This is a genomic window from Sphingobium sp. C100 (genome assembly GCF_000508185.1).
GTDB lineage: Bacteria > Pseudomonadota > Alphaproteobacteria > Sphingomonadales > Sphingomonadaceae > Sphingobium.
In genome coordinates, this window is sequence record NZ_AYOY01000057.1 from 49,947 (window position 1) to 68,445 (window position 18,499).

Below are 18,499 nucleotides of genomic sequence, written 5' to 3' on the forward strand. Positions count from 1 at the left end.
TGCTTCTGTCTCGCGCGCTTGCCTTGTATCAAGGGCAGGCAGGGGACAATGATGACCGACAGGATCGCGCAGCAGGTGCATGTCGATGCACCGTGGAAAATACCGCCTCGCGCCTGGTGGGAGATATTGAAGCGCGTCTATGGGGCCATGGGCACCAATCATCTGAGCCTGTTGTCGGCGGGCGTGGCCTATTATGCATTTCTGTCGATCGCGCCGCTGCTCGCCGCCGTGGTGCTGACCTACGGGCTGATCGGCGATCCTTCGCTGGTGCAGCGGCACATGGCCGCGATCATCACCGTGGTGCCGCAGGATGCGGCGACCCTGATCAACGAACAATTGCTGGGCGTCGTTTCCGCCGCGAAGGGCACGACCGGCCTGGGGCTGCTGCTGGCGCTGGGGCTGGCCGTCTATGGCGCCACCCGTGCATCGTCGGCCGCGATGGAGGCGCTCAATATCGTCTACGCCACGAAAGAGGCGCGCGGCATCGTATCGCGCTATCGTGTGTCGATCGGCATCACCTTTTCCGCCGTGCTGGTGGTCGTGTCGGGCGTCATCACCGCAACGGTGATCGCCCTGGTGCAAAAGCTGCTGACCGATTGGGGATCGGGCGTCTTGTTCGCGATCAAGGCGGTGACGTGGGTGAGCGCAGGACTGCTCGCCAGCACGATCTTCGCGCTCATCTATCGCTTCGGGCCGAACCGGCGCAAGGCGCAATGGCAATGGCTGACCATCGGATCGGTCACCGCGACGCTGTTCTGGCTGCTGGTGACGCTCGGCGTCTCCTTCTACGTGTCGCGCTTTGGCAATTACAACGAAACCTACGGGTCTTTGGGCGCGGTGGTGGTGTTGCAGCTATGGCTGTTCGTTTCCGCCTATGTCGTCCTGCTGGGCGCACAGATTAATGCGGAGGCCGAGCGGCAGACCAGCGCCGACACGCAAATCGGCGAACCGGCGGTAGCGTGATAATGCCGCTTGCCCTTCCCGCTTGGCCACGTTAAAGCGCCCTCCTTCGCCGGTACAGGAGTGTAGCTCAGCTGGTAGAGCGTCGGTCTCCAAAACCGAATGCCGTGGGTTCGAGTCCCTCCACTCCTGCCAAGCGCTCTCGCCGCGAACCCTTGCAAATACAGGGGGTCGCGGCTAGGTGCGCAGGCGAAACAAGGTCGCGGAGCCAGCGGCCGCACCCCCGAACGCCGAACTGGGCAGGGTCGGGAGGGCGGACTGTTGCTTCGCGAATCGGTGTTGATTTGAAGTTGAAAAGGCAGGCGATGGCGAAGGTATCCCCCGGCGAATTCGTCAATCAGGTGAAGACCGAAGCGTCGAAGATCGTGTGGCCCACCAGCCGCGAAACGATGATGACCGGCGTTATGGTCGTTATCATGACCTCGTTGCTCGGCCTCTTCTTCTTCGGCATCGACACTTTCTTCGGCGCGATCGTCCAGTGGTTGCTGGGTGTTGCGGCGGGACGTTGAGCTAAACGCTTACACTTAGGGCGGCAGGACGTTGAGCGACGCGCTCAACACAGGGCCGCGGGACGTTGAGCGACAACGCTCTGAACAGGAGTTTGACACGGTAACATGGCGCGCTGGTACATCATCCACGCCTATTCGGGCTTCGAAAGCAAGGTCAAGGAATCGATCCTGTCCGAAGCCGAACGCATGGGCCTCTCCCAGCTGGTCGAGCAGGTCGAGGTGCCGACCGAAACCGTGACCGAAGTGAAGCGCGGCAAGAAGGTGCAGGTCGAACGCAAGTTCATGCCCGGCTATGTCCTCGCCAAGCTCAGCATGAACGACGACATCTATCACCTGGTGAAAAACACGCCGAAGGTGACGGGCTTCCTGGGTTCGAGCGGCAAGCCGCAGGCGATCAGCGAAGCCGATGCCGCCCGCTATTTCGGCGCCCAGAAGGAAGCCGAGGCCGCACCCAAGAACAAGATCAGCGTCGATTACGAAATCGGCGACAGCGTCAAGGTTCTCGATGGTCCCTTCGCCAGCTTCAATGGCGTGGTCGAGGAACTGGATTTCGAAAAGAACCGGGTCAAGGTGTCGGTGTCGATCTTCGGCCGCGCCACCCCGGTCGAGCTGGACTTCGAACAGGTCGAGCTGTCGAAATAAGGATTTTCGTCACCCCGGACCGGGTCCGGGGCGACACAATGTGATTCCCCTTGGGGAATATATGCGGGAGGCGACCTTTGGGCCGCTGCATGAACCGCTAAACTTGAACCGGGCGCACCTTCGGGCGCGTCCAGCAACAGAGTGAGTGACAATGGCCAAGAAGATTACGGGCTATATCAAACTCCAGGTGCCCGCTGGAGCTGCAAATCCTTCACCGCCGATCGGCCCCGCCTTGGGTCAGCGCGGCGTGAACATCATGGAATTCTGCAAGGCGTTCAACGCCTCGACGGACAAGATGGACAAGGGCACGCCCCTGCCGACCATCATCACCGTCTATGCCGACCGTTCGTTCAGCTTCGTCACGAAGATGCCGCCGGCCACCTATCTGATCAAGAAGGCGATCAACCTGAAGTCGGGTTCCAAGGAACCGGGCAAGGTCGTCGCTGGCAAGATCACCCGCTCGCAGCTCACCGAAATCGCGCAGACCAAGATGGTCGACCTGAACGCGAACGACATCGACGCAGCGACGAAGATCATCGAAGGCTCCGCGCGCGCGATGGGCCTCGAAGTGGTGGAGGGCTAAGACCATGGCAAAGCTGACCAAGAAGGCAAAGACCCTGGCATCCGCCGTCGACCGCGAAAAGCTGCACGGCGTTGACGAGGCGCTGGGCCTGATCAAGACCCACGCGACCGCCAAGTTCGACGAAAGCGTCGAAATCGCGATCAACCTGGGCGTCGATCCGCGTCACGCCGACCAGATGGTCCGTGGCGTCGTCACCCTGCCCGCCGGCACCGGCAAGACCGTGCGCGTCGCCGTGTTCGCCCGTGGCGACAAGGCCGATGCGGCGACCGCCGCCGGCGCCGATATCGTGGGCGCTGAAGACCTGCTCGAAACCATTCAGGGCGGGACCATCGATTTCCAGCGCGTCATCGCCACGCCGGACATGATGGGCCTGGTCGGTCGTCTCGGCAAGATCCTCGGTCCCAAGGGCCTGATGCCGAACCCGAAGCTGGGCACCGTGACGCCGAACGTCGCCGAAGCCGTGAAGGCCGCCAAGGGTGGTCAGATCGAATTCCGCGTCGAAAAGGCGGGCATCATCCATGCGGGCCTGGGCAAGGCGAGCTTCTCGCCCGAAGACCTCCGCAAGAATTTCGATGCCTTCGTCGACGCGATCGTCAAGGCGAAGCCGTCGGGTTCGAAGGGCAAATATGTCCGCAAGATCGCCCTGTCGTCCTCGATGGGTCCGGGCGTGAAGGTCGATGTGGCGGAAGTCGCTTCGGTCTGATCCCCGCGGGATAACTGGTAAAGGGGCCGCCTTCCCTCCTTGCGGGGGAAGGCGGCCTTGTTATTTTCTATCATCCTCCCCGTGCAGGGGAGGCGGCGGCACGAAGTGCTGACGGAAGGGTGTTCCGCTCTCGACGGGGCGCCCCCTCCACCGGCTTTGCCGGCCCCCCTCCCCTTGACGGGGAGGATGGTGTAAAAATCAGGGTGCGCGACCTTGCCCCTGAACTCCCCTTTGCGGGGAGATAGAAAGGTCATCTGGAATCCGTCGGGAATGGCGGGTCGCCTTTTACCGATGGAAAACAAGATATGACATTCGAAACATTATCCCCCCTCCTGGCCCAGGCCTTGACCGCCAAGGGCTATGAAGCGCTCACCCCGGTGCAGGCCGAAGTCTCGCAACCCGAGGCCGTCGGCCGCGACCTGCTGGTGTCGGCGCAGACCGGGTCGGGCAAGACCGTCGCCTTTGGCCTGGCCATGGCGGGCGAATTGCTGGGCGAAGGCGACAGGCTGCCAATGCCCGAAAAGCCGCTGGCGCTGGTGATCGCGCCGACGCGCGAACTGGCGTTGCAGGTCAGCCGTGAGCTGGAATGGCTTTATGGCGCGGCGCGCGCCCGCATCGCGACCTGCGTGGGCGGCATGGATGCGGCCAAGGAGCGCCGCAACCTGTCGCACGGCACGCATATCGTCGTCGGCACGCCGGGCCGCCTGCGCGACCATCTGGAGCGCGGCGCGCTCGACCTGTCGGCGGTGCGCACCGTGGTGCTGGATGAAGCCGACGAGATGCTCGACATGGGCTTCCGCGAGGATCTGGAGGGCATTCTCGACAGCGCGCCCGACGGCCGGCGCACCCTCCTCTTCTCCGCCACCATGCCCAAGCCGATCGTGGCGCTCGCCAAGCGCTATCAAAAGGACGCGCTGCGCATCTCGACCATGAGCGAGGAGCGCGGCCATGGCGACATCAGCTATCAGGCACTGACGGTCGCGCCGTCGGACATCGAAAACGCCGTCGTCAACCTGCTCCGCTTCCATGAGGCGGAGACGGCGATGCTGTTCTGCGCCACGCGCGACAATGTGCGGCATCTGCATAGCAGCCTGACCGAACGCGGCTTCGCCGTCGTAGCGCTGTCGGGCGAGCACAGCCAGAATGAGCGCAACCATGCGCTCCAGGCGCTGCGCGACAAGCGGGCGCGGGTCTGCGTCGCGACCGACGTCGCCGCGCGCGGCATCGACCTGCCCAGCCTCAGCCTGGTGGTGCATGTCGAACTGCCGCGCGACGCGGAAACGATGCAGCATCGCTCGGGCCGCACCGGCCGCGCGGGCAAGAAGGGGACGGCCGTGCTGATCGTCCCCTATCCCCGCCGCCGCCGCGTCGAATCGATGCTGCGCGGCGCGAAGATCCCCGTCGAATGGGGCACGCCGCCGAGCAAGGAAGCCATTCTGGAGCAGGATAATGTCCGCCTGCGCGCCAGCCTGATGGAAAAGGCGGAGCTGGACGAGGCCGACTGGGCGCTGGGCGCTGAACTGCTGGCCGAAAAGAGCGCCAAGGAAATCGCGGCGATGCTGGTCAGGAGCGCGCGCGCCGCCCTGCCCAGCCCCGAAGAACTGCTGGACGGCAGCGAGGCGCCCGTGCGCCGCGAGGGGCCGCGTCCGGGGTTTGAGGACACGCAATGGTTCCGCATGGACATCGGCCGGCGCCAGAATGCCGACCCGCGCTGGCTGCTGCCGCTGATCTGCCGTCGCGGCCATGTGTCGCGTCAGGACATCGGCGCGATCCGCATCACCACCAACGAGACGATGTTCGAAATCCCCAAGGCGATCGCCAGCCGCTTCATCACCTCCGTGAAGCGCACCGGCGAGGCCAGCGACGAGGGCGCGGACGTCACCTTCGAGGCCGTTGACGGCGCCCCGCGCGAGGAAGCCCGCGCCAACAAGCGCCAGAGCCGTCCGAACGACCGCGGCCCCCGTCCGGCCGGCTATGCCCCGCGCCCGTTCAAGGGCGGCGGCGCACGCAAGGGGCCGCCGCGCGGGCGCGGCTGATCCTTTGTCACGGATCGTCCTGCCCTTCGGGACAGGCTAGGATATAATCGGGCCATCGTTCATTCCACCGGGATGACCGATGGCCCTTTGCTTATCCCTGTTCTGGGCGACCAGTTGACGCCTGACATCGCATCGCTGCGCGGCGCCGACCCGGCGGACAGCGTCGTGCTGATGATGGAAGTCGCCGACGAAACCACCTATGTGAAGCATCACAAGGCCAAGATCGCCTTCATCCTGTCGGCGATGCGCCACCATGCCGAACGGCTGCGCGCGCTCGGCTGGACGGTCGATTATGTGCGGCTGGACGATCCCGGCAATGAAGGCAGCTTCACCGCCGAAGTCGCGCGCGCGGTCGATCGGCACAAGGCCCGCGCCATCCATGTGACGCAAGCGGGGGAATGGCGGGTGCGCGCGATGCTGGAAGCGTGGGAGACGCGCCTTGGCATCCCCGTCACCCTCCATGAGGATGACCGCTTCCTGTGTTCCCACGCCGAATTCGACACATGGGCGGCGGCGCGCAGGCAGTTGCGGATGGAATATTTCTATCGCGACATGCGGCGCAAGACCGGGCTGTTGATGACGGCGGAGGGGGAGCCGGAAGGCGGCCAGTGGAATTTCGACGCCGACAACCGCAAGCCGCCGCCGCAGCGCGACCTGCTGATGCCCCGGCCGATCCGCTTCCGGCCCGACGCGATCACGCAGGATGTTCTGGCGATGGTGGCGGATCGGTTCGCCGGCCATATCGGCAGCCTCGACCATTTCCACTTCGCCGCCACCCGCGAGGAGGCGCTGCGCCAGCAGAAGCGCTTCCTGGACGAGGCGCTGCCGCGCTTTGGCGACTATCAGGACGCGATGCTGACCGACGAGCCGTTCCTGTGGCACTCGATCCTGTCGCCCTACATCAATATCGGCCTGCTCGACCCGCTGGACCTGTGCCGGGCGGTCGAGGCGCGCTATCGCGCCGGCAAGGCGCCGCTCAACTGCGCCGAGGGGTTCATCCGCCAGATCATCGGCTGGCGCGAATATGTGCGCGGCATCTATTGGCATGAAGGGCCGGATTATGGCCGCCGCAATGCGCTGGGGGCGACGCGCGACCTGCCGGGCTTTTACTGGAGCGGGGAGACCGACATGCGCTGCCTGGCGCAGGCGATCGGCCAGACGATCGACCATGGCTATGCCCATCATATCCAGCGGTTGATGATTACCGGCAATTTCGCGCTGCTGGCGGGCATCGACCCGCACCAGGTGCATGTCTGGTATCTGGAGGTCTATGCCGACGCCTATGAATGGGTGGAGCTGCCCAACACGCTGGGCATGGCGCTGTTCGCTGACGGCGGGCTGCTGGGATCAAAGCCCTATGCGGCGGGCGGCGCCTATATCAACCGCATGTCCGATTATTGCGGCCGGTGCCGCTACAACGTGAAAAAGCGGGTGGGCGAGGATGCCTGCCCGTTCAACGCGCTCTATTGGGACTTTCTGGCCCGCAACGCACAGCGGCTGGCCCGCAACCCCCGTCTGGCCATGCCCTATCGCAACTGGGCGCGAATGGACGAGGCGGACAAGGCCGCCATTCGCGACCGCGCGGCAAATTTCCTCGACAATCTGGAGTGAATCCGCGCCGATCGGTTGACAGAAGCGAGTCAGTCCACTAACGGGCCACATTCCCGCGCGGGTCGACAGGCTTTGTCCTTGATGATCTGCGGAAAGCAGATTTGAACGAGAAGAGACAAGCCATGTTCGCTATCGTGCGCACAGGCGGCAAGCAGTATCGCGTCGCCGCCGGAGACAAGATCGTCGTTGAAAAGATGGCTGGCGAAGCCGGCGACAAGGTTACGCTGGGCGACGTCCTGCTGGCCGGTGAAGGCGGCGACCTGAAGGACGTGTCGAATCTGACCGTCGCAGCCGAAATCATCGCGCAGGCGAAGGGCGAGAAGGTCATCGTCTTCAAGAAGCGCCGCCGCCACAATTATCGTCGCAAGAACGGCCACCGCCAGAATCACACGATCCTCAAGATCGTGTCGATCGCCTGAGCCGCAGCGCAAGACATTCAAGGAGTTTAGGTCATGGCACATAAAAAAGCTGGCGGTTCGTCGCGCAACGGTCGCGATTCTGAGTCGAAGCGCCTTGGCGTGAAGAAGTTCGGCGGTCAGGACGTGATCGGCGGCAACATCATCATTCGCCAGCGCGGCACCCGCGTTTATCCGGGCCGCAATGTCGGCATGGGCAAGGACCACACCCTGTTCGCGCTGAACGAAGGCAAGGTGGTGTTCCACACCGGCAAGCTCGGCCGCAAATATGTGTCGGTCGACGCGATGGCCGAAGCAGCCGAATAACGGACGATCAATGACGGATCGTCCTTCGAAAGGGGCGATCCTCCCGGTTTTCAGACCCGCTGTCTGAAGACCGGTGTCCGAGGGAATAAGGGGCGCTCCTCACCAGTTGGGGGCGCCCTTTTTCCGTTGGGCGGAACCTCTTCAAAATTCCCTCAAGCCTTTGGAACTCAACACCTTCTCGCGCGTCGTGCGGGCGGGGAATAATCCGGAGGAGACCGTCGTCAAGCCGTCATCAAAGGCAGCTAACGGCGCCCACAAGAGGAGAGACAAGAATGTTCGCCCGTACCCCCCGCCTGCTGCTGCGTCCCGGCTGGATGGAAGACGCCCAGGCGCTGGCCCGGACCATCAACGATCCCGCGATCCTGCGGAACCTGACGCGCGCGCCCAGCCCCTATGGAATGGACGATGCCAAGGCTTTTCTGTCGTTGCCGCACCATCCCCATCTGCCCCGCCTGCTGGCCTTCACCCGCACCCAGGGCGCGCCGCGCCTGATTGGCGGCTGTGGCGTGCATCTTGACGAACAGGGTGCGCCGGAACTGGGCTATTGGATCGCCCGCCCCTGTTGGGGGCTGGGCTTTGCCACCGAAGCCGCGCGCGCGGTGCTGGGGATGGCGCGCGCCAGCGGCGTGCGCAACATCCGCGCCGGCCATTTCACCGACAACCCCGCGTCGGGCAATGTCCTGCGCAAGCTGGGATTCTGTTTCACCGGCGAAACGCGCAAGCGCCACAGCCTGGGCCGCAACGCCCTGGTCGACTGCCTCATTTTCGAAGAAGGCGAAGGCGGCGGCATGAATGACGACCCGGCCATGGACCTGTATCGCGACGCCGTGCCGGCGATGGCGGCCTGATCGCCGATCCTTCCCCTCATCGGGGAGGCATCGGCCTTGGCCGGTCGAACACGCGCGTCGGCTTGCCGCCGAGCGCCGTGTCGATCAGCGGCATGAAGCCCAGCTTTTCCGCGACGTTGATGGACGGCCGATTGCCCGGATCGATGATGCAACGCAGCGAGGGCGCTTCAAGATGGGCGTCCGCCCAGGCCAGCACCGCCCGCATCGCTTCGGTCGCGATTCCCCTGCCCCATGCGGCCGGACCCAGCACCCAGCCGGCCTCCGGCACGCCTTCCAGTTCCGGCAGGCCACGCGCCGCCTGAAGCAGCCCGGCTTCGCCCAGGAAAGCGCCGGTGTCGCGCGCCTCGATCACCCACATGCCATGGCCCAGCATCGACCACATGCCGGCATAGCGCAGCAGCCGGAACCACACCGCCTGCGCGTCCTGCGGCGTTCCGCCGATATGGCGGACGACATGCGTGTCGGCCCACAGCGCACGGCAGGCGGCATAATCTTCGATACGGTGCGGACGAAGGGTCAGGCGATCGGTTTGCAACACGGGTTGTTGGCTCATGCGATGATAAAAGACCGCCATCGCCCCCCGGTCAAGCGACCGAGGGCAGCGCGTCATCCATCCGGGCATCGACATAGGGCGTGTCGGCCAGCGCGATCAGGGCGCGGTCATCGACCCGCCAGGGATGGAATCCGGGCATGAAATAGGCGATCCACGGCGCCACCACCCGGCGCAATATGCCCGGCCGCAACAGGGCGTAGCGCAGCAATCCGCCCCACGCCCGGCGCCCGGTGACGCCATCCTGCCGCAGCAATTCCATCATCCCGCGCGCGCGATGGTGCAGGAAGTGGCGGGTCACGACCAGCATCATCAGCGATTTGACCGACCAGCGCCGGAACCGCGGCCAATCGCGCGTGGCGTGAACCCAGGTGTCATGCGCAACGCCCTTATGCTCGATCTCCTCGATCGCGTGCCAGCGCCAGAGCGCCGCGACCTCCGGATCGCCCCCAGCCAGATGGCGCGGGTCGCTGAGCAGTTCATGCGCCAGGATCGCGGTGAAATGCTCCAGCGCCATGGTGGCGGCCAGGCTCACGATCGGCGACCGGCGCTTGGCCAGGTCCAGCACCAGGGTCACGTCAGCATCGAGCAGCGATACGTCATAGCCATGGGCCATGACCTGCCGGTTGAACGCCAGATGCTCGCGGCTATGGACCACCTCCTGCTTGATGAAGGCGGCGATTTCGCCCGCCAACTTGTCGGGCGCCCCGTCGCGAAAGGCGCGGACGCTGTCGATGAAATAAGCCTCGCCGCGCGGAAAGGTGATCGACAGCGCGTTGAAGAAAGCCGTGGCGATCGGGTCGCCATTCAGCCAATGTCGGGCGGCGGCGCGGTCACGCCCGAAACGGCGGTCGCGCGGATGGATGGTGAGGTCGGTTGGGGTCATAGGGGACGCCTCCGTTACTTACATGAATGTAAATAAGAGAAGCCGACCCGCATGTCAACGAAACGCGCCCGCCTGAGCCCGAATGAAAGCCGCCTGGTGGCGATGGAGGCCGCGCGCGACCTGCTGATCGAAGCGGGACCGCAAGCGGTGACGTTGAAGGCCGTGGCGGGCCGGATCGGACGGACCCATGCCAATCTGCTTCACCATTTCGGATCGGCGGCCAGCCTGCAAAAGGCGCTGGCGGGCCATCTGGCCGAAACGATCACCGCCAAGATCGGCGAGGCGGTGAACGCGGCGCGGCGCGGCGAACTGGCGCCCCGCATCATCGTCGACATGACCTTCGACGCCTTCGACCGGGAGGGCGCGGGCGCGCTGGCGAGTTGGATGCTGGCGTCGGGCAATGAAGACGCGCTCGACCCGGTGGTCGATGCCATCCACCGGCTGGTGGACAAGCTGGCTGCGAGCGCCCGCACCCCCGACATCGCCGGCCTGATCCGCGACAATACATTGATGCTGGTGCTGTTGGCGCTGGGCGATTCGCAACTGGGCGGCGCGATGGCCGGCGCGCTCCGCCTGCCGCGCGAAAAAGCGCGTGAAATTGCAACCCGAAGCCTCAGCTTCGCATTGATGCAGGAGGCCGCGACATCCGCTGCGCAGGCCGAGGTTTAACTTTCCCGCCGATGGCGCTAAGGGCCAGCCCATGCATTTCCTCGATCAAGCAAAAATCTATATCAAGTCCGGCTGGGGCGGCCCCGGCGCGGTCAGCTTCCGCCGCGAAAAATATGTCGAATATGGCGGCCCGGACGGCGGCAATGGCGGCAAGGGCGGCGACATCATCTTTGAGGCCGTCGCCGGCCTCAACACGCTGATCGATTTCCGCTACACGCAGCATTTCAAGGCCCAGCGCGGCCAGCCCGGCATGGGCAAGAACCGCTATGGCGCCGGTGGCGACGATCTGATCGTCAAGGTGCCGGTGGGCACGCAGATCCTGTCCGATCCCCAGCCCATTGAGGGGACCGAGGATGAGGACGGCCTGTGCGATTATGAAGAGCAGGAGATATTGGCCGACTTCACTGAAGTCGGGCAGCGCATGGTCTTCCTGCGCGGCGGCGACGGCGGCCGGGGCAACCTGTCCTACAAGACCAGCACCAACCGCGCCCCGCGCCAGCATGGCACGGGCTGGCCGGGCCAGGAAATGTGGGTATGGCTGCGCCTGAAGCTGCTGGCCGACGTCGGCCTGGTCGGGATGCCCAATGCCGGCAAGTCGACCCTCATCAACCAGGTGACCAATACCAAGGCGAAGGTCGGCGCCTATGCCTTCACCACCACCAAGCCGCAGCTGGGCGTGGTGCTGCACCGCGACCGCGAATTCGTGCTGGCCGATATTCCCGGCCTGATAGAGGGCGCGGCCGATGGCGCGGGCATCGGCGACCGCTTCCTGGGACATATCGAACGCTGCCGCGTGCTGCTGCACCTGATCGACGCGACCAGCGACGATCCGGTCGACGCCTTCCGCATCGTGACCGACGAGCTGGAAGCCTATGGCGGCGGCCTTGAGGAGAAGCCCCAACTGGTCGTGCTCAACAAGGGCGACCTGCTGGGCCAGGAACTGATGGAAGATATTGCCGGGCAGCTGCGCGAGCAGGCGGGCGTGGAGGATGTCTTCATCATTTCCGGCGCGACCGGCGAAGGCGTCAGCACATTGCTGGACGCGGTGCTGCCGATGCTGGACGACGAAGCCGACGCGGCGCAAGAGGATGATGGCGGCGATGAGAGCGAAGCCACATGGTCGCCGATCTGATGATGGAAACGCCCCCTCCCGTTAAGGGGAGGAGAGGACGATAAAATGACCAATCCGCTCGCCGGCTTCCCCCCTGCCCTCATCCGCCGCCTGGTCGTCAAGATCGGGTCGGCGCTGCTCGTCGATCCGGCCGGACAGGTGCGCGTCGACTGGCTGCGCACGCTGGTCGCCGATATCGCGGCGCGCAAGGCGGCGGGGCAGCAGGTCATCATCGTGTCCTCGGGCGCGATCGCGCTGGGCGCGCGGCGGCTGAAACTGCCCAGGGGCGGGCGGGGCAGCCTTGAAGACGCGCAGGCAGCGGCGGCGACCGGGCAGATCGCCCTGTCGCAATGCTGGGCCAGCCTGCTCGCCGAAACCGACATTACCGCCGCGCAGATGCTGGTGACGCTGGACGATCTGGAAAACCGGCGGCGCTATCTCAACGCCTCGGCGACGCTTGAACGGCTGATGGCGCTGGGCGTCGTTCCGGTGGTCAATGAAAATGACAGCGTGGCGACCGCCGAAATCCGCTTTGGCGACAATGATCGCCTCGCGGCGCGCATCGGACAGGCGGCACGGGCTGACGCGGTTGTCCTGCTTTCCGACGTCGACGGGCTTTACACCGCCAACCCGCACGCCGATGCCAGCGCCATGCTGATAGAAACGATAGAGACGATCGACGCACGGATCGCGGCGATGGCGACCAGTGGTTCGGCGTCGGGCATGGGGTCGGGCGGCATGGTGTCGAAAATCCAGGCGGCGCGCATCGCGACCGGCGCGGGCGCGCATCTGGCCATTATTTCCGGCAAGGTCGATGCGCCGCTGTCGCACTGGGCCAATGGCGGGCGCGGGTCGATTTTCGTCGCCGCCCAGGGCAAGGGCGCGCGCAAGGGCTGGCTGGCCGGGCGGCTGACGACCCGCGGCCGTCTGATCGTCGATGCCGGCGCGAAAAAGGCGCTAGAGCGCGGCAACAGCCTGCTACCCGCCGGCGTGGCGCAGGTCGATGGCGTGTTCGACCGGGGCGACGTGGTCGACATCGTGACCGCCGACGGCCATGTCATCGCGCGCGGGCTGATCGAATATGACAGCGAAACGGCGACCAGGATCGCCGGGCGCCGCAGCGAGGAGATCGCCGCTTTGCTGGGCGAAATGCCGCGGTCGGTGCTGGTCCATCGCGACCATATGGCGATGGTCTGAGCGCCGATGCAATTCCGCATCGCCATGACCGGCGCGACGGGCTTCGTCGGCGCCGAAGTGCTGGAGCAGGCGCTGGCCGAGGGGCTGCGCGTCAATGCGCTGACCCGCCGCGCCCAGCCACCGCGCGCGAAGCTGAAATGGGTGCCGGGATCGCTGGAAGATCCGGCCGGGCTCGACACGCTGGTGCGGGACGCCGACGCGGTGATCCACATCGCCGGCGTCGTCAATGCGCCAGACCGCGACGGGTTTGAGGCCGGCAATGCGCGCGGCGCCGTGGCGGTGATCGATGCGATGCGGCGGCGCGGCATCCGGCGGCTGATCCTCGTTTCGTCGCTGGCCGCGCGCGAACCGCAGCTTTCCGATTATGGCTGGTCGAAGGAACTGGCCGAACGGCATGTGAAGGCGAGCGGCCTCGACTGGACGATCGTGCGGCCGCCCGCCGTCTATGGTCCCAACGACCGGGAGATGCTGGACCTGTTCCGCATGGCCAGGCGCGGCATCATGATGCTGCCGCCCGGTGGACGGCTGTCGGTTATTCATGTCGCCGACCTTGCCCGGCTGCTGCTGGCGCTGGCGCAGGAGAGGGAAGCCAGCCTGACCCGCAGCTTTGAGGTGGACGACGGAACGCCGGACGGATGGGACCACAGGGATTTCGGCGCGGCGATCGGGCGTGCGGTCGGGCGGCCGGTGCGCACGCTGGCTACACCGCCATGGCTGCTGACCCTGGGCGCGCGGCTGGACCGGCTGGTGCGCGGCGGGAAGGCCAAGCTGACCCCCGACCGGGTGGATTATTTCTGCCATCCCGACTGGGTCGTGACGCCGCGCAGACAGCCCCCCAAAAGGCTGTGGATGCCGCAGGTGCCGACCGAGGACGGGCTGAAGGCGACGGCAAGCGCCTATCGGGAGAAAGGCTGGCTATAGCGCCGCTTCGACTCGATCATGGAACCCGAAGCGGCGGCCAGCGATTTGCCTTGCATGACAGAGCGTATGCCCCCTTCCCAACAGCCCAGCGGCCGCCGCCTGCAACGCGCGGGGTGCTGGGTGGTCGCCATCATCCTCGCGATCATCCTTGTCATCTTCGTCGCGCGCAACATCTGGCATGGCGAGGAACTGCATGAGGATCAGGTGACGGGCGAGGCGAACGTCACCCAGCACACCGCAAAAAGCTACGACTGATATTCAGCGATCGTCGGGCGCCGGTTTCTTTGCGCGTTGTTCGGCCAGAAATGCGCTGATCGCCTGACCGCTGGCGTTGAGCAGCGGATAGGTGCGCGCGTCGCTCAGCCAGTCGGGCCGCCGCGCGCCGCTGCCGTAGAAAGTGTCGTAGACCAGGCTGAAAGCGAGGAAGATCAGCGTCGCGCCGATCAACCCCTTCACCGCGCCGAAACCCGCGCCCAGCACGCGGTCGACCGGTCCCAGCACCGACTGGCGGGTGCGCCGGCCAATCGCATGGGCCAGTAACTTGCCCGCGCCGAAGGTGACGCCGAACACCAGCACCAGCGCCAGCACCGCCGCGCCGCTCGGCGACCCCACAAAGGCGGTCAGCAACTCGGCGGCCGATGCGTGGAACAGGCGGATGGCGAAGATCGCCAGCACCCAGGCGATCAGCGACAGCGTCTCCAGCACGAAGCCGCGCAGCAGGCCCAGCACCGCGCAGCCGCCAATGGCGAGCAGGACGAGAATATCGATGGCGTTCATTGCGCCCGTGGCTATCCGCGTCCCAGCATCTGGTCAACCAGTTGCGCGAGCGTGCGATAGCCGCTGACCGCAATGCCCTTCACGCCATCGGCCGCCGCAGCTGGGACGAAGGCGCGATTGAAGCCCAGCTTCGCCGCCTCCCGCAGGCGCAGCGGCGCATGGGCGACGGGCCGGATTTCGCTCGACAGCGCGATTTCGCCGAACAGCACCACATCGGCGGGCACCGGGCGTTCCGACAGGGCCGACATCAACGCCGCGGCGACCGCCAGATCGGCCGCCGGGTCCGACAGGCGATAGCCGCCCGCGACATTGAGATAGACTTCGCAGGTCGAGAAGCTGAGGCCGCAGCGCGCCTCCAGCACGGCCAGGATCATCGCCAGCCGCCCGCTGTCCCAGCCCACCACCGCACGCCGGGGCGTGGCGCCGCTCGACAGCCGCACGACCAGCGCCTGGATTTCGACCAGCACGGGCCGCGTCCCTTCCAGCGCCGGAAAGACCGTCGCCCCCGTCACCGTCTCGTCACGATGGGTCAGGAACAGCGCGGACGGGTTGGCGACTTCCTCCAGCCCCTCGGCCACCATGGCGAACACGCCGATTTCGTCGGTGCCGCCGAACCGGTTCTTGATCGCGCGCAGGATGCGATATTGATGGCTGCGCTCGCCTTCGAAGGCGAGCACCGTGTCGACCATATGTTCCAGCACGCGCGGGCCGGCAATGCTGCCATCCTTGGTGACATGGCCCACCAGGATGACGGCAGTGCCATGCTGCTTGGCGAATTTAATCAGTTCCTGCGCCGATGCGCGCACCTGGCTCACCGTGCCGGGCGCGCCTTCGATCAGGTCGCTGTGCATGGTCTGGATCGAATCGATCACGAGCAGGGCGGGCGGCGGCCCCTCCCCCAGCGTGGTCAATATGTCGCGGACGGATGTGGCGCTGGCGAGTTGCACCGGCGCATTGCCCAGCCCCAGCCGCTGCGCGCGCAGGCGCACCTGGTCGGCCGCCTCCTCGCCGCTGATATAGGCCACCGACAGGCCGCGCGTGGCGATCCGCGCCGCGGCCTGGAGCAGCAGGGTCGACTTGCCGATGCCCGGATCGCCGCCGATCAGCGTCGCGGAACCCGACACGATGCCCCCGCCCAGCGCCCGGTCGAACTCGGCGATGCCGGTGCTGGTGCGCGGCGGCAAGGCGACTTCGCTGTCAAGCGCCACGAGCGAGATCGCCCGCCCGCCGCGCTGCAAATCATGCCGCGCGGAAAAGACGGTCTCCCCCGCCTCCTCCACGATGCTGTTCCATTCGCCGCAATCCTCGCACTGCCCCTGCCACCGGCTGGATACGGTGCCGCATTGCTGACAGACGAACTTCCGCTTTGCCTTGGCCATGGTCAGTGCATATCAGAGCATAGGAAGAACACAAGCTGGATGAAGCATCCGTTCCGGATGTTGTTACGACTCCGTACTGTTCTTCCGGAAACTGTTCTCTATAGTCCGATTCGGGGGTGAATATGGCTGCGCGCAATCTGCTGATGCTGATGCTCTCGTTCGCGGCCAGCGGATGTACGATCGTCCGGATTGAGGGCGCAGACGCACGTGTGCGATTGGTGCCGGGGATCGTGAAGGTCAGGCCAGCGGACCCCCAGACGATCATCGTGGTGGAATCGAAAGGCTTTGGCGTCGTGCCGCAACAGCGCGCGTTCGTCCTGGGCTTCGCGTCGGAAACCGCTGCCTATGTCGATGGCAGCAGCCGGTGCGCGGTCATCCTGTTTCGACCGGAGCAGAGACAGGTCGATGCGCTCACACAGATTCTCGCGAAAGCGAATGTGGCCAATGCCACCATATGTGACGCCGCGCCGCGGCAACCGGCAAAAGGGGGAAGATAATCCATGAGTGGAATCAAATATGCCTTGCTCGCGGGAACCATTTTTTCGCTGGGCGCCTGCACCCCCATGGATCAATCCGCGCTGGTCTATTCGTCGGCCCAATCTGTCGGTATCAAGGCGGCGTCAGGCACGGCGGATTCGCCGGGGGCAAAGCTGATTTTCGGCTATGACCAGCTCGACGCCGCCTATGTGCCGGTGATGGTGGGCCGGCATTGTTCGGATGGCGCGGACTGCAACAGCGATCCATATCGGCTGCATCCGATCGTTGGCCGCAACACCATGTCGAACGAGATCGGCGATAATGATCCGGTGCGCAAGGCAGGTGAGGCGTTCGAGCGAGCCATGCGCGACGTAACGGACAAGATGGCCAAGGTCGATGCCTCAAAATCAGAGCGAGACAGTGCGCAGCTGAATTTAGCGGCGTTGCGTGACAAGATCAAAGCGACGGCCCCCGCCGGCCCGGATACTGGCGGCGCCCCCCTGTCACCTCCCGGTGATGCCGCAATTCAAACAGCATTGACCAATCCACTGGAAGCGGAAAAGATTGCCGCTGAAAAGCGCCTTAATGGTGCAGAAAGCCAGCTCGCCGATGCCAATGCAAGCCTCAAGCGGGCGGAAGCCGATCGCGATGCCGCTGGTCAACGCTATCTCACCGAGTTGAAGAAACAGGGCCGGATCGCGGATGCGGACATCAAGGAGGACGCCTTCTCCGTCTTCGGTCGCTTCAACACGAACGCCAAGATCAATCCACCGAAGGCGACCGACAATGCGAGCGATACCAACATCGCCCTGGGCAAGGTCTTCTCGACGGGTGTCGCCGCGCAGTTTCTGACGCAAGGAATCGCCACCGCGGCCTGCCTGGAACAAGGCGCACAGTTGATGGGATATATCGTAGACAAAGATGAAACGTTACAGACGAAGGATCGGAAGGCCGCTGCTCAGAAGATCATACGACATTGCACCGCCGACGATACCGCCCCACAACAATAATGGCGGGACCATTTCGCGGCTCCGCACGTTGTTGGCGGAGAGCATCACATCATTATGAAAACGATCCGCGTCGCCAGCTATAATATCCGCAAGGCCATCGGCACCGACCGGCGACGGGTGCCCGAACGGGTGCTGGAGGTGCTGGGCGAAATCGACGCGGACATCGTCGCGCTTCAGGAAGCGGACCGGCGCTTTGGCGTCCGCTCCGCCGCCATCCCGCCGCTGCTGCTCGATGACCTCAGCTGCTACAAGGCGGTGCCGCTCAATGTGCAGACCGATTCCATGGGCTGGCACGGCAATGCCATCTTGGTGCGCAAGCAGGCGGAGATCGGCGCCCATGACGTGCTGCACCTCCCCTATCTGGAGCCGCGCGGCGCGACCATGGCGGAAGTCGCGCTGAACGGCGCGCGGGTGCGCGTATTCGGTATGCATCTCGACCTGTCGGGCCTCTGGCGGCGGCGGCAAGCGGCGGCGGTGATCCATGCCGCCGCGCAAGGACAGGCGATGCCGACGATCCTGATGGGCGACCTCAACGAATGGAGCGCGCAACGCGGATGCCTTGCCGATTTCGCGCGCCACTATCGCTTCGCGGGGTGCGGCCGCAGTTTTCACGCCCGCCGGCCGGTGGCCCGGCTCGACCGCATCATGCATTGCGACCGGCTGACGCTGACCGATTGCGGCGTCCACAGCAGCGCCGCCGCGCGCAAGGCGTCCGATCATCTGCCGATCTGGGCGGAATTTTCGGTGGGCCGATAGCATCCTCCCGCGCCAACATGCCCTCGACAATCCGGCCGCCCTCTGCGACGGTCAGGGCATGAAGGAGCGGGAACTGCGGCTGGCGCTGGTCTGCTATGGCGGCATCAGCCTGGCGATCTACATGCATGGCATCACCAAGGAGGTGTGGCGGC

At 65.3% G+C, this 18,499-nt stretch carries 22 protein-coding genes and 1 tRNA gene; 19 read left to right on the forward strand and 4 right to left on the reverse strand.

What is annotated here, in order from left to right:
* The first annotated feature begins 51 nt into the window (after positions 1–51).
* The 11 genes from C100_RS30315 to C100_RS30365 all read left to right on the forward strand — a co-directional run bounded on the left by C100_RS30315 (position 52) and on the right by C100_RS30365 (position 8,614).
* The gene (locus tag C100_RS30315; protein ID WP_031308801.1) at positions 52–963 is read left to right on the forward strand and encodes a YihY/virulence factor BrkB family protein; all 912 of its coding nucleotides are present in this window, start codon (positions 52–54) and stop codon (positions 961–963) included.
* A 56-nt stretch (positions 964–1,019) separates the two neighbouring features.
* Positions 1,020–1,095, forward strand: a tRNA-Trp gene (locus C100_RS30320).
* A 170-nt stretch (positions 1,096–1,265) separates the two neighbouring features.
* The gene (gene secE, locus C100_RS30325) at positions 1,266–1,469 is read left to right on the forward strand and encodes a preprotein translocase subunit SecE (RefSeq protein WP_024018798.1); all 204 of its coding nucleotides are present in this window, start codon (positions 1,266–1,268) and stop codon (positions 1,467–1,469) included.
* A gap of 105 nt (positions 1,470–1,574) precedes the next feature.
* A complete protein-coding gene (nusG, locus tag C100_RS30330; protein ID WP_024018799.1) occupies positions 1,575–2,111 on the forward strand; it encodes a transcription termination/antitermination protein NusG in 537 nt (178 codons plus the stop codon).
* A 151-nt stretch (positions 2,112–2,262) separates the two neighbouring features.
* The gene (gene rplK / locus C100_RS30335) at positions 2,263–2,694 is read left to right on the forward strand and encodes a 50S ribosomal protein L11 (protein ID WP_024018800.1); all 432 of its coding nucleotides are present in this window, start codon (positions 2,263–2,265) and stop codon (positions 2,692–2,694) included.
* A gap of 4 nt (positions 2,695–2,698) precedes the next feature.
* Positions 2,699–3,397, forward strand: coding sequence for a 50S ribosomal protein L1 (gene rplA, locus C100_RS30340; protein ID WP_024018801.1), 699 nt, complete (start codon positions 2,699–2,701; stop codon positions 3,395–3,397).
* A 305-nt stretch (positions 3,398–3,702) separates the two neighbouring features.
* Complete coding sequence (locus C100_RS30345; RefSeq protein ID WP_024018802.1) at positions 3,703–5,433, forward strand: DEAD/DEAH box helicase; 1,731 nt, start codon at positions 3,703–3,705, stop codon at positions 5,431–5,433.
* A gap of 72 nt (positions 5,434–5,505) precedes the next feature.
* The gene (locus tag C100_RS30350; RefSeq protein ID WP_024018803.1) at positions 5,506–7,044 is read left to right on the forward strand and encodes a cryptochrome/photolyase family protein; all 1,539 of its coding nucleotides are present in this window, start codon (positions 5,506–5,508) and stop codon (positions 7,042–7,044) included.
* 122 nt (positions 7,045–7,166) lie between these two features.
* Positions 7,167–7,463 (forward strand): 50S ribosomal protein L21, encoded by a 297-nt coding sequence (gene rplU, locus C100_RS30355; protein ID WP_024018804.1) that lies wholly within the window; start codon positions 7,167–7,169, stop codon positions 7,461–7,463.
* 33 nt (positions 7,464–7,496) lie between these two features.
* Positions 7,497–7,766 carry a 50S ribosomal protein L27 gene (gene rpmA / locus C100_RS30360; protein ID WP_024018805.1) on the forward strand — a complete coding sequence of 90 codons (270 nt, stop codon included), beginning with the start codon at positions 7,497–7,499 and terminating at the stop codon, positions 7,764–7,766.
* A 272-nt stretch (positions 7,767–8,038) separates the two neighbouring features.
* Complete coding sequence (locus C100_RS30365) at positions 8,039–8,614, forward strand: GNAT family N-acetyltransferase (protein ID WP_024018806.1); 576 nt, start codon at positions 8,039–8,041, stop codon at positions 8,612–8,614.
* A 16-nt stretch (positions 8,615–8,630) separates the two neighbouring features.
* On the opposite strand, the gene C100_RS30370 is transcribed toward C100_RS30365, so the two are convergent.
* Positions 8,631–9,167 carry a GNAT family N-acetyltransferase gene (locus C100_RS30370; protein ID WP_031308802.1) on the reverse strand — a complete coding sequence of 179 codons (537 nt, stop codon included), beginning with the start codon at positions 9,165–9,167 and terminating at the stop codon, positions 8,631–8,633.
* A gap of 31 nt (positions 9,168–9,198) precedes the next feature.
* Positions 9,199–10,050, reverse strand: a complete 852-nt coding sequence (locus C100_RS30375; RefSeq protein WP_024018808.1) for a metal-dependent hydrolase — start codon at positions 10,048–10,050, stop codon at positions 9,199–9,201.
* A 51-nt stretch (positions 10,051–10,101) separates the two neighbouring features.
* On the opposite strand from C100_RS30375, the gene C100_RS30380 reads away from it, so the two are divergent.
* The 5 genes from C100_RS30380 to C100_RS30400 all read left to right on the forward strand — a co-directional run bounded on the left by C100_RS30380 (position 10,102) and on the right by C100_RS30400 (position 14,203).
* Positions 10,102–10,719 carry a TetR/AcrR family transcriptional regulator gene (locus tag C100_RS30380; RefSeq protein ID WP_024018809.1) on the forward strand — a complete coding sequence of 206 codons (618 nt, stop codon included), beginning with the start codon at positions 10,102–10,104 and terminating at the stop codon, positions 10,717–10,719.
* A gap of 31 nt (positions 10,720–10,750) precedes the next feature.
* A complete protein-coding gene (gene obgE, locus C100_RS30385) occupies positions 10,751–11,851 on the forward strand; it encodes a GTPase ObgE (protein WP_024018810.1) in 1,101 nt (366 codons plus the stop codon).
* Positions 11,852–11,896: 45 nt separating this feature from the next.
* Positions 11,897–13,027, forward strand: coding sequence for a glutamate 5-kinase (proB, locus tag C100_RS30390; protein WP_024018811.1), 1,131 nt, complete (start codon positions 11,897–11,899; stop codon positions 13,025–13,027).
* A 6-nt stretch (positions 13,028–13,033) separates the two neighbouring features.
* Positions 13,034–13,948: an SDR family oxidoreductase gene (locus C100_RS30395; protein ID WP_024018812.1), complete on the forward strand. Its 915-nt coding sequence runs from the start codon at positions 13,034–13,036 to the stop codon at positions 13,946–13,948.
* Positions 13,949–14,014: 66 nt separating this feature from the next.
* Positions 14,015–14,203 (forward strand): hypothetical protein, encoded by a 189-nt coding sequence (locus tag C100_RS30400; protein ID WP_024018813.1) that lies wholly within the window; start codon positions 14,015–14,017, stop codon positions 14,201–14,203.
* Between the two features lie 3 nt (positions 14,204–14,206).
* On the opposite strand, the gene C100_RS30405 is transcribed toward C100_RS30400, so the two are convergent.
* Positions 14,207–14,725 carry a CvpA family protein gene (locus C100_RS30405; protein WP_024018814.1) on the reverse strand — a complete coding sequence of 173 codons (519 nt, stop codon included), beginning with the start codon at positions 14,723–14,725 and terminating at the stop codon, positions 14,207–14,209.
* 11 nt (positions 14,726–14,736) lie between these two features.
* The gene (radA, locus tag C100_RS30410; protein ID WP_024018815.1) at positions 14,737–16,104 is read right to left on the reverse strand and encodes a DNA repair protein RadA; all 1,368 of its coding nucleotides are present in this window, start codon (positions 16,102–16,104) and stop codon (positions 14,737–14,739) included.
* A gap of 122 nt (positions 16,105–16,226) precedes the next feature.
* Here radA and C100_RS30415 point away from each other — a divergent pair, with 122 nt between their 5' ends.
* Genes C100_RS30415 through C100_RS30425 form a run of 3 tightly spaced genes read left to right on the forward strand, consistent with a single transcriptional unit; the run spans position 16,227 to position 18,347 of the window.
* A complete protein-coding gene (locus C100_RS30415; protein ID WP_024018816.1) occupies positions 16,227–16,601 on the forward strand; it encodes a hypothetical protein in 375 nt (124 codons plus the stop codon).
* 3 nt (positions 16,602–16,604) lie between these two features.
* Positions 16,605–17,591, forward strand: coding sequence for a hypothetical protein (locus tag C100_RS30420; protein WP_024018817.1), 987 nt, complete (start codon positions 16,605–16,607; stop codon positions 17,589–17,591).
* A 54-nt stretch (positions 17,592–17,645) separates the two neighbouring features.
* Positions 17,646–18,347 (forward strand): endonuclease/exonuclease/phosphatase family protein, encoded by a 702-nt coding sequence (locus tag C100_RS30425; RefSeq protein WP_024018818.1) that lies wholly within the window; start codon positions 17,646–17,648, stop codon positions 18,345–18,347.
* Positions 18,348–18,499: the final 152 nt, after the last annotated feature.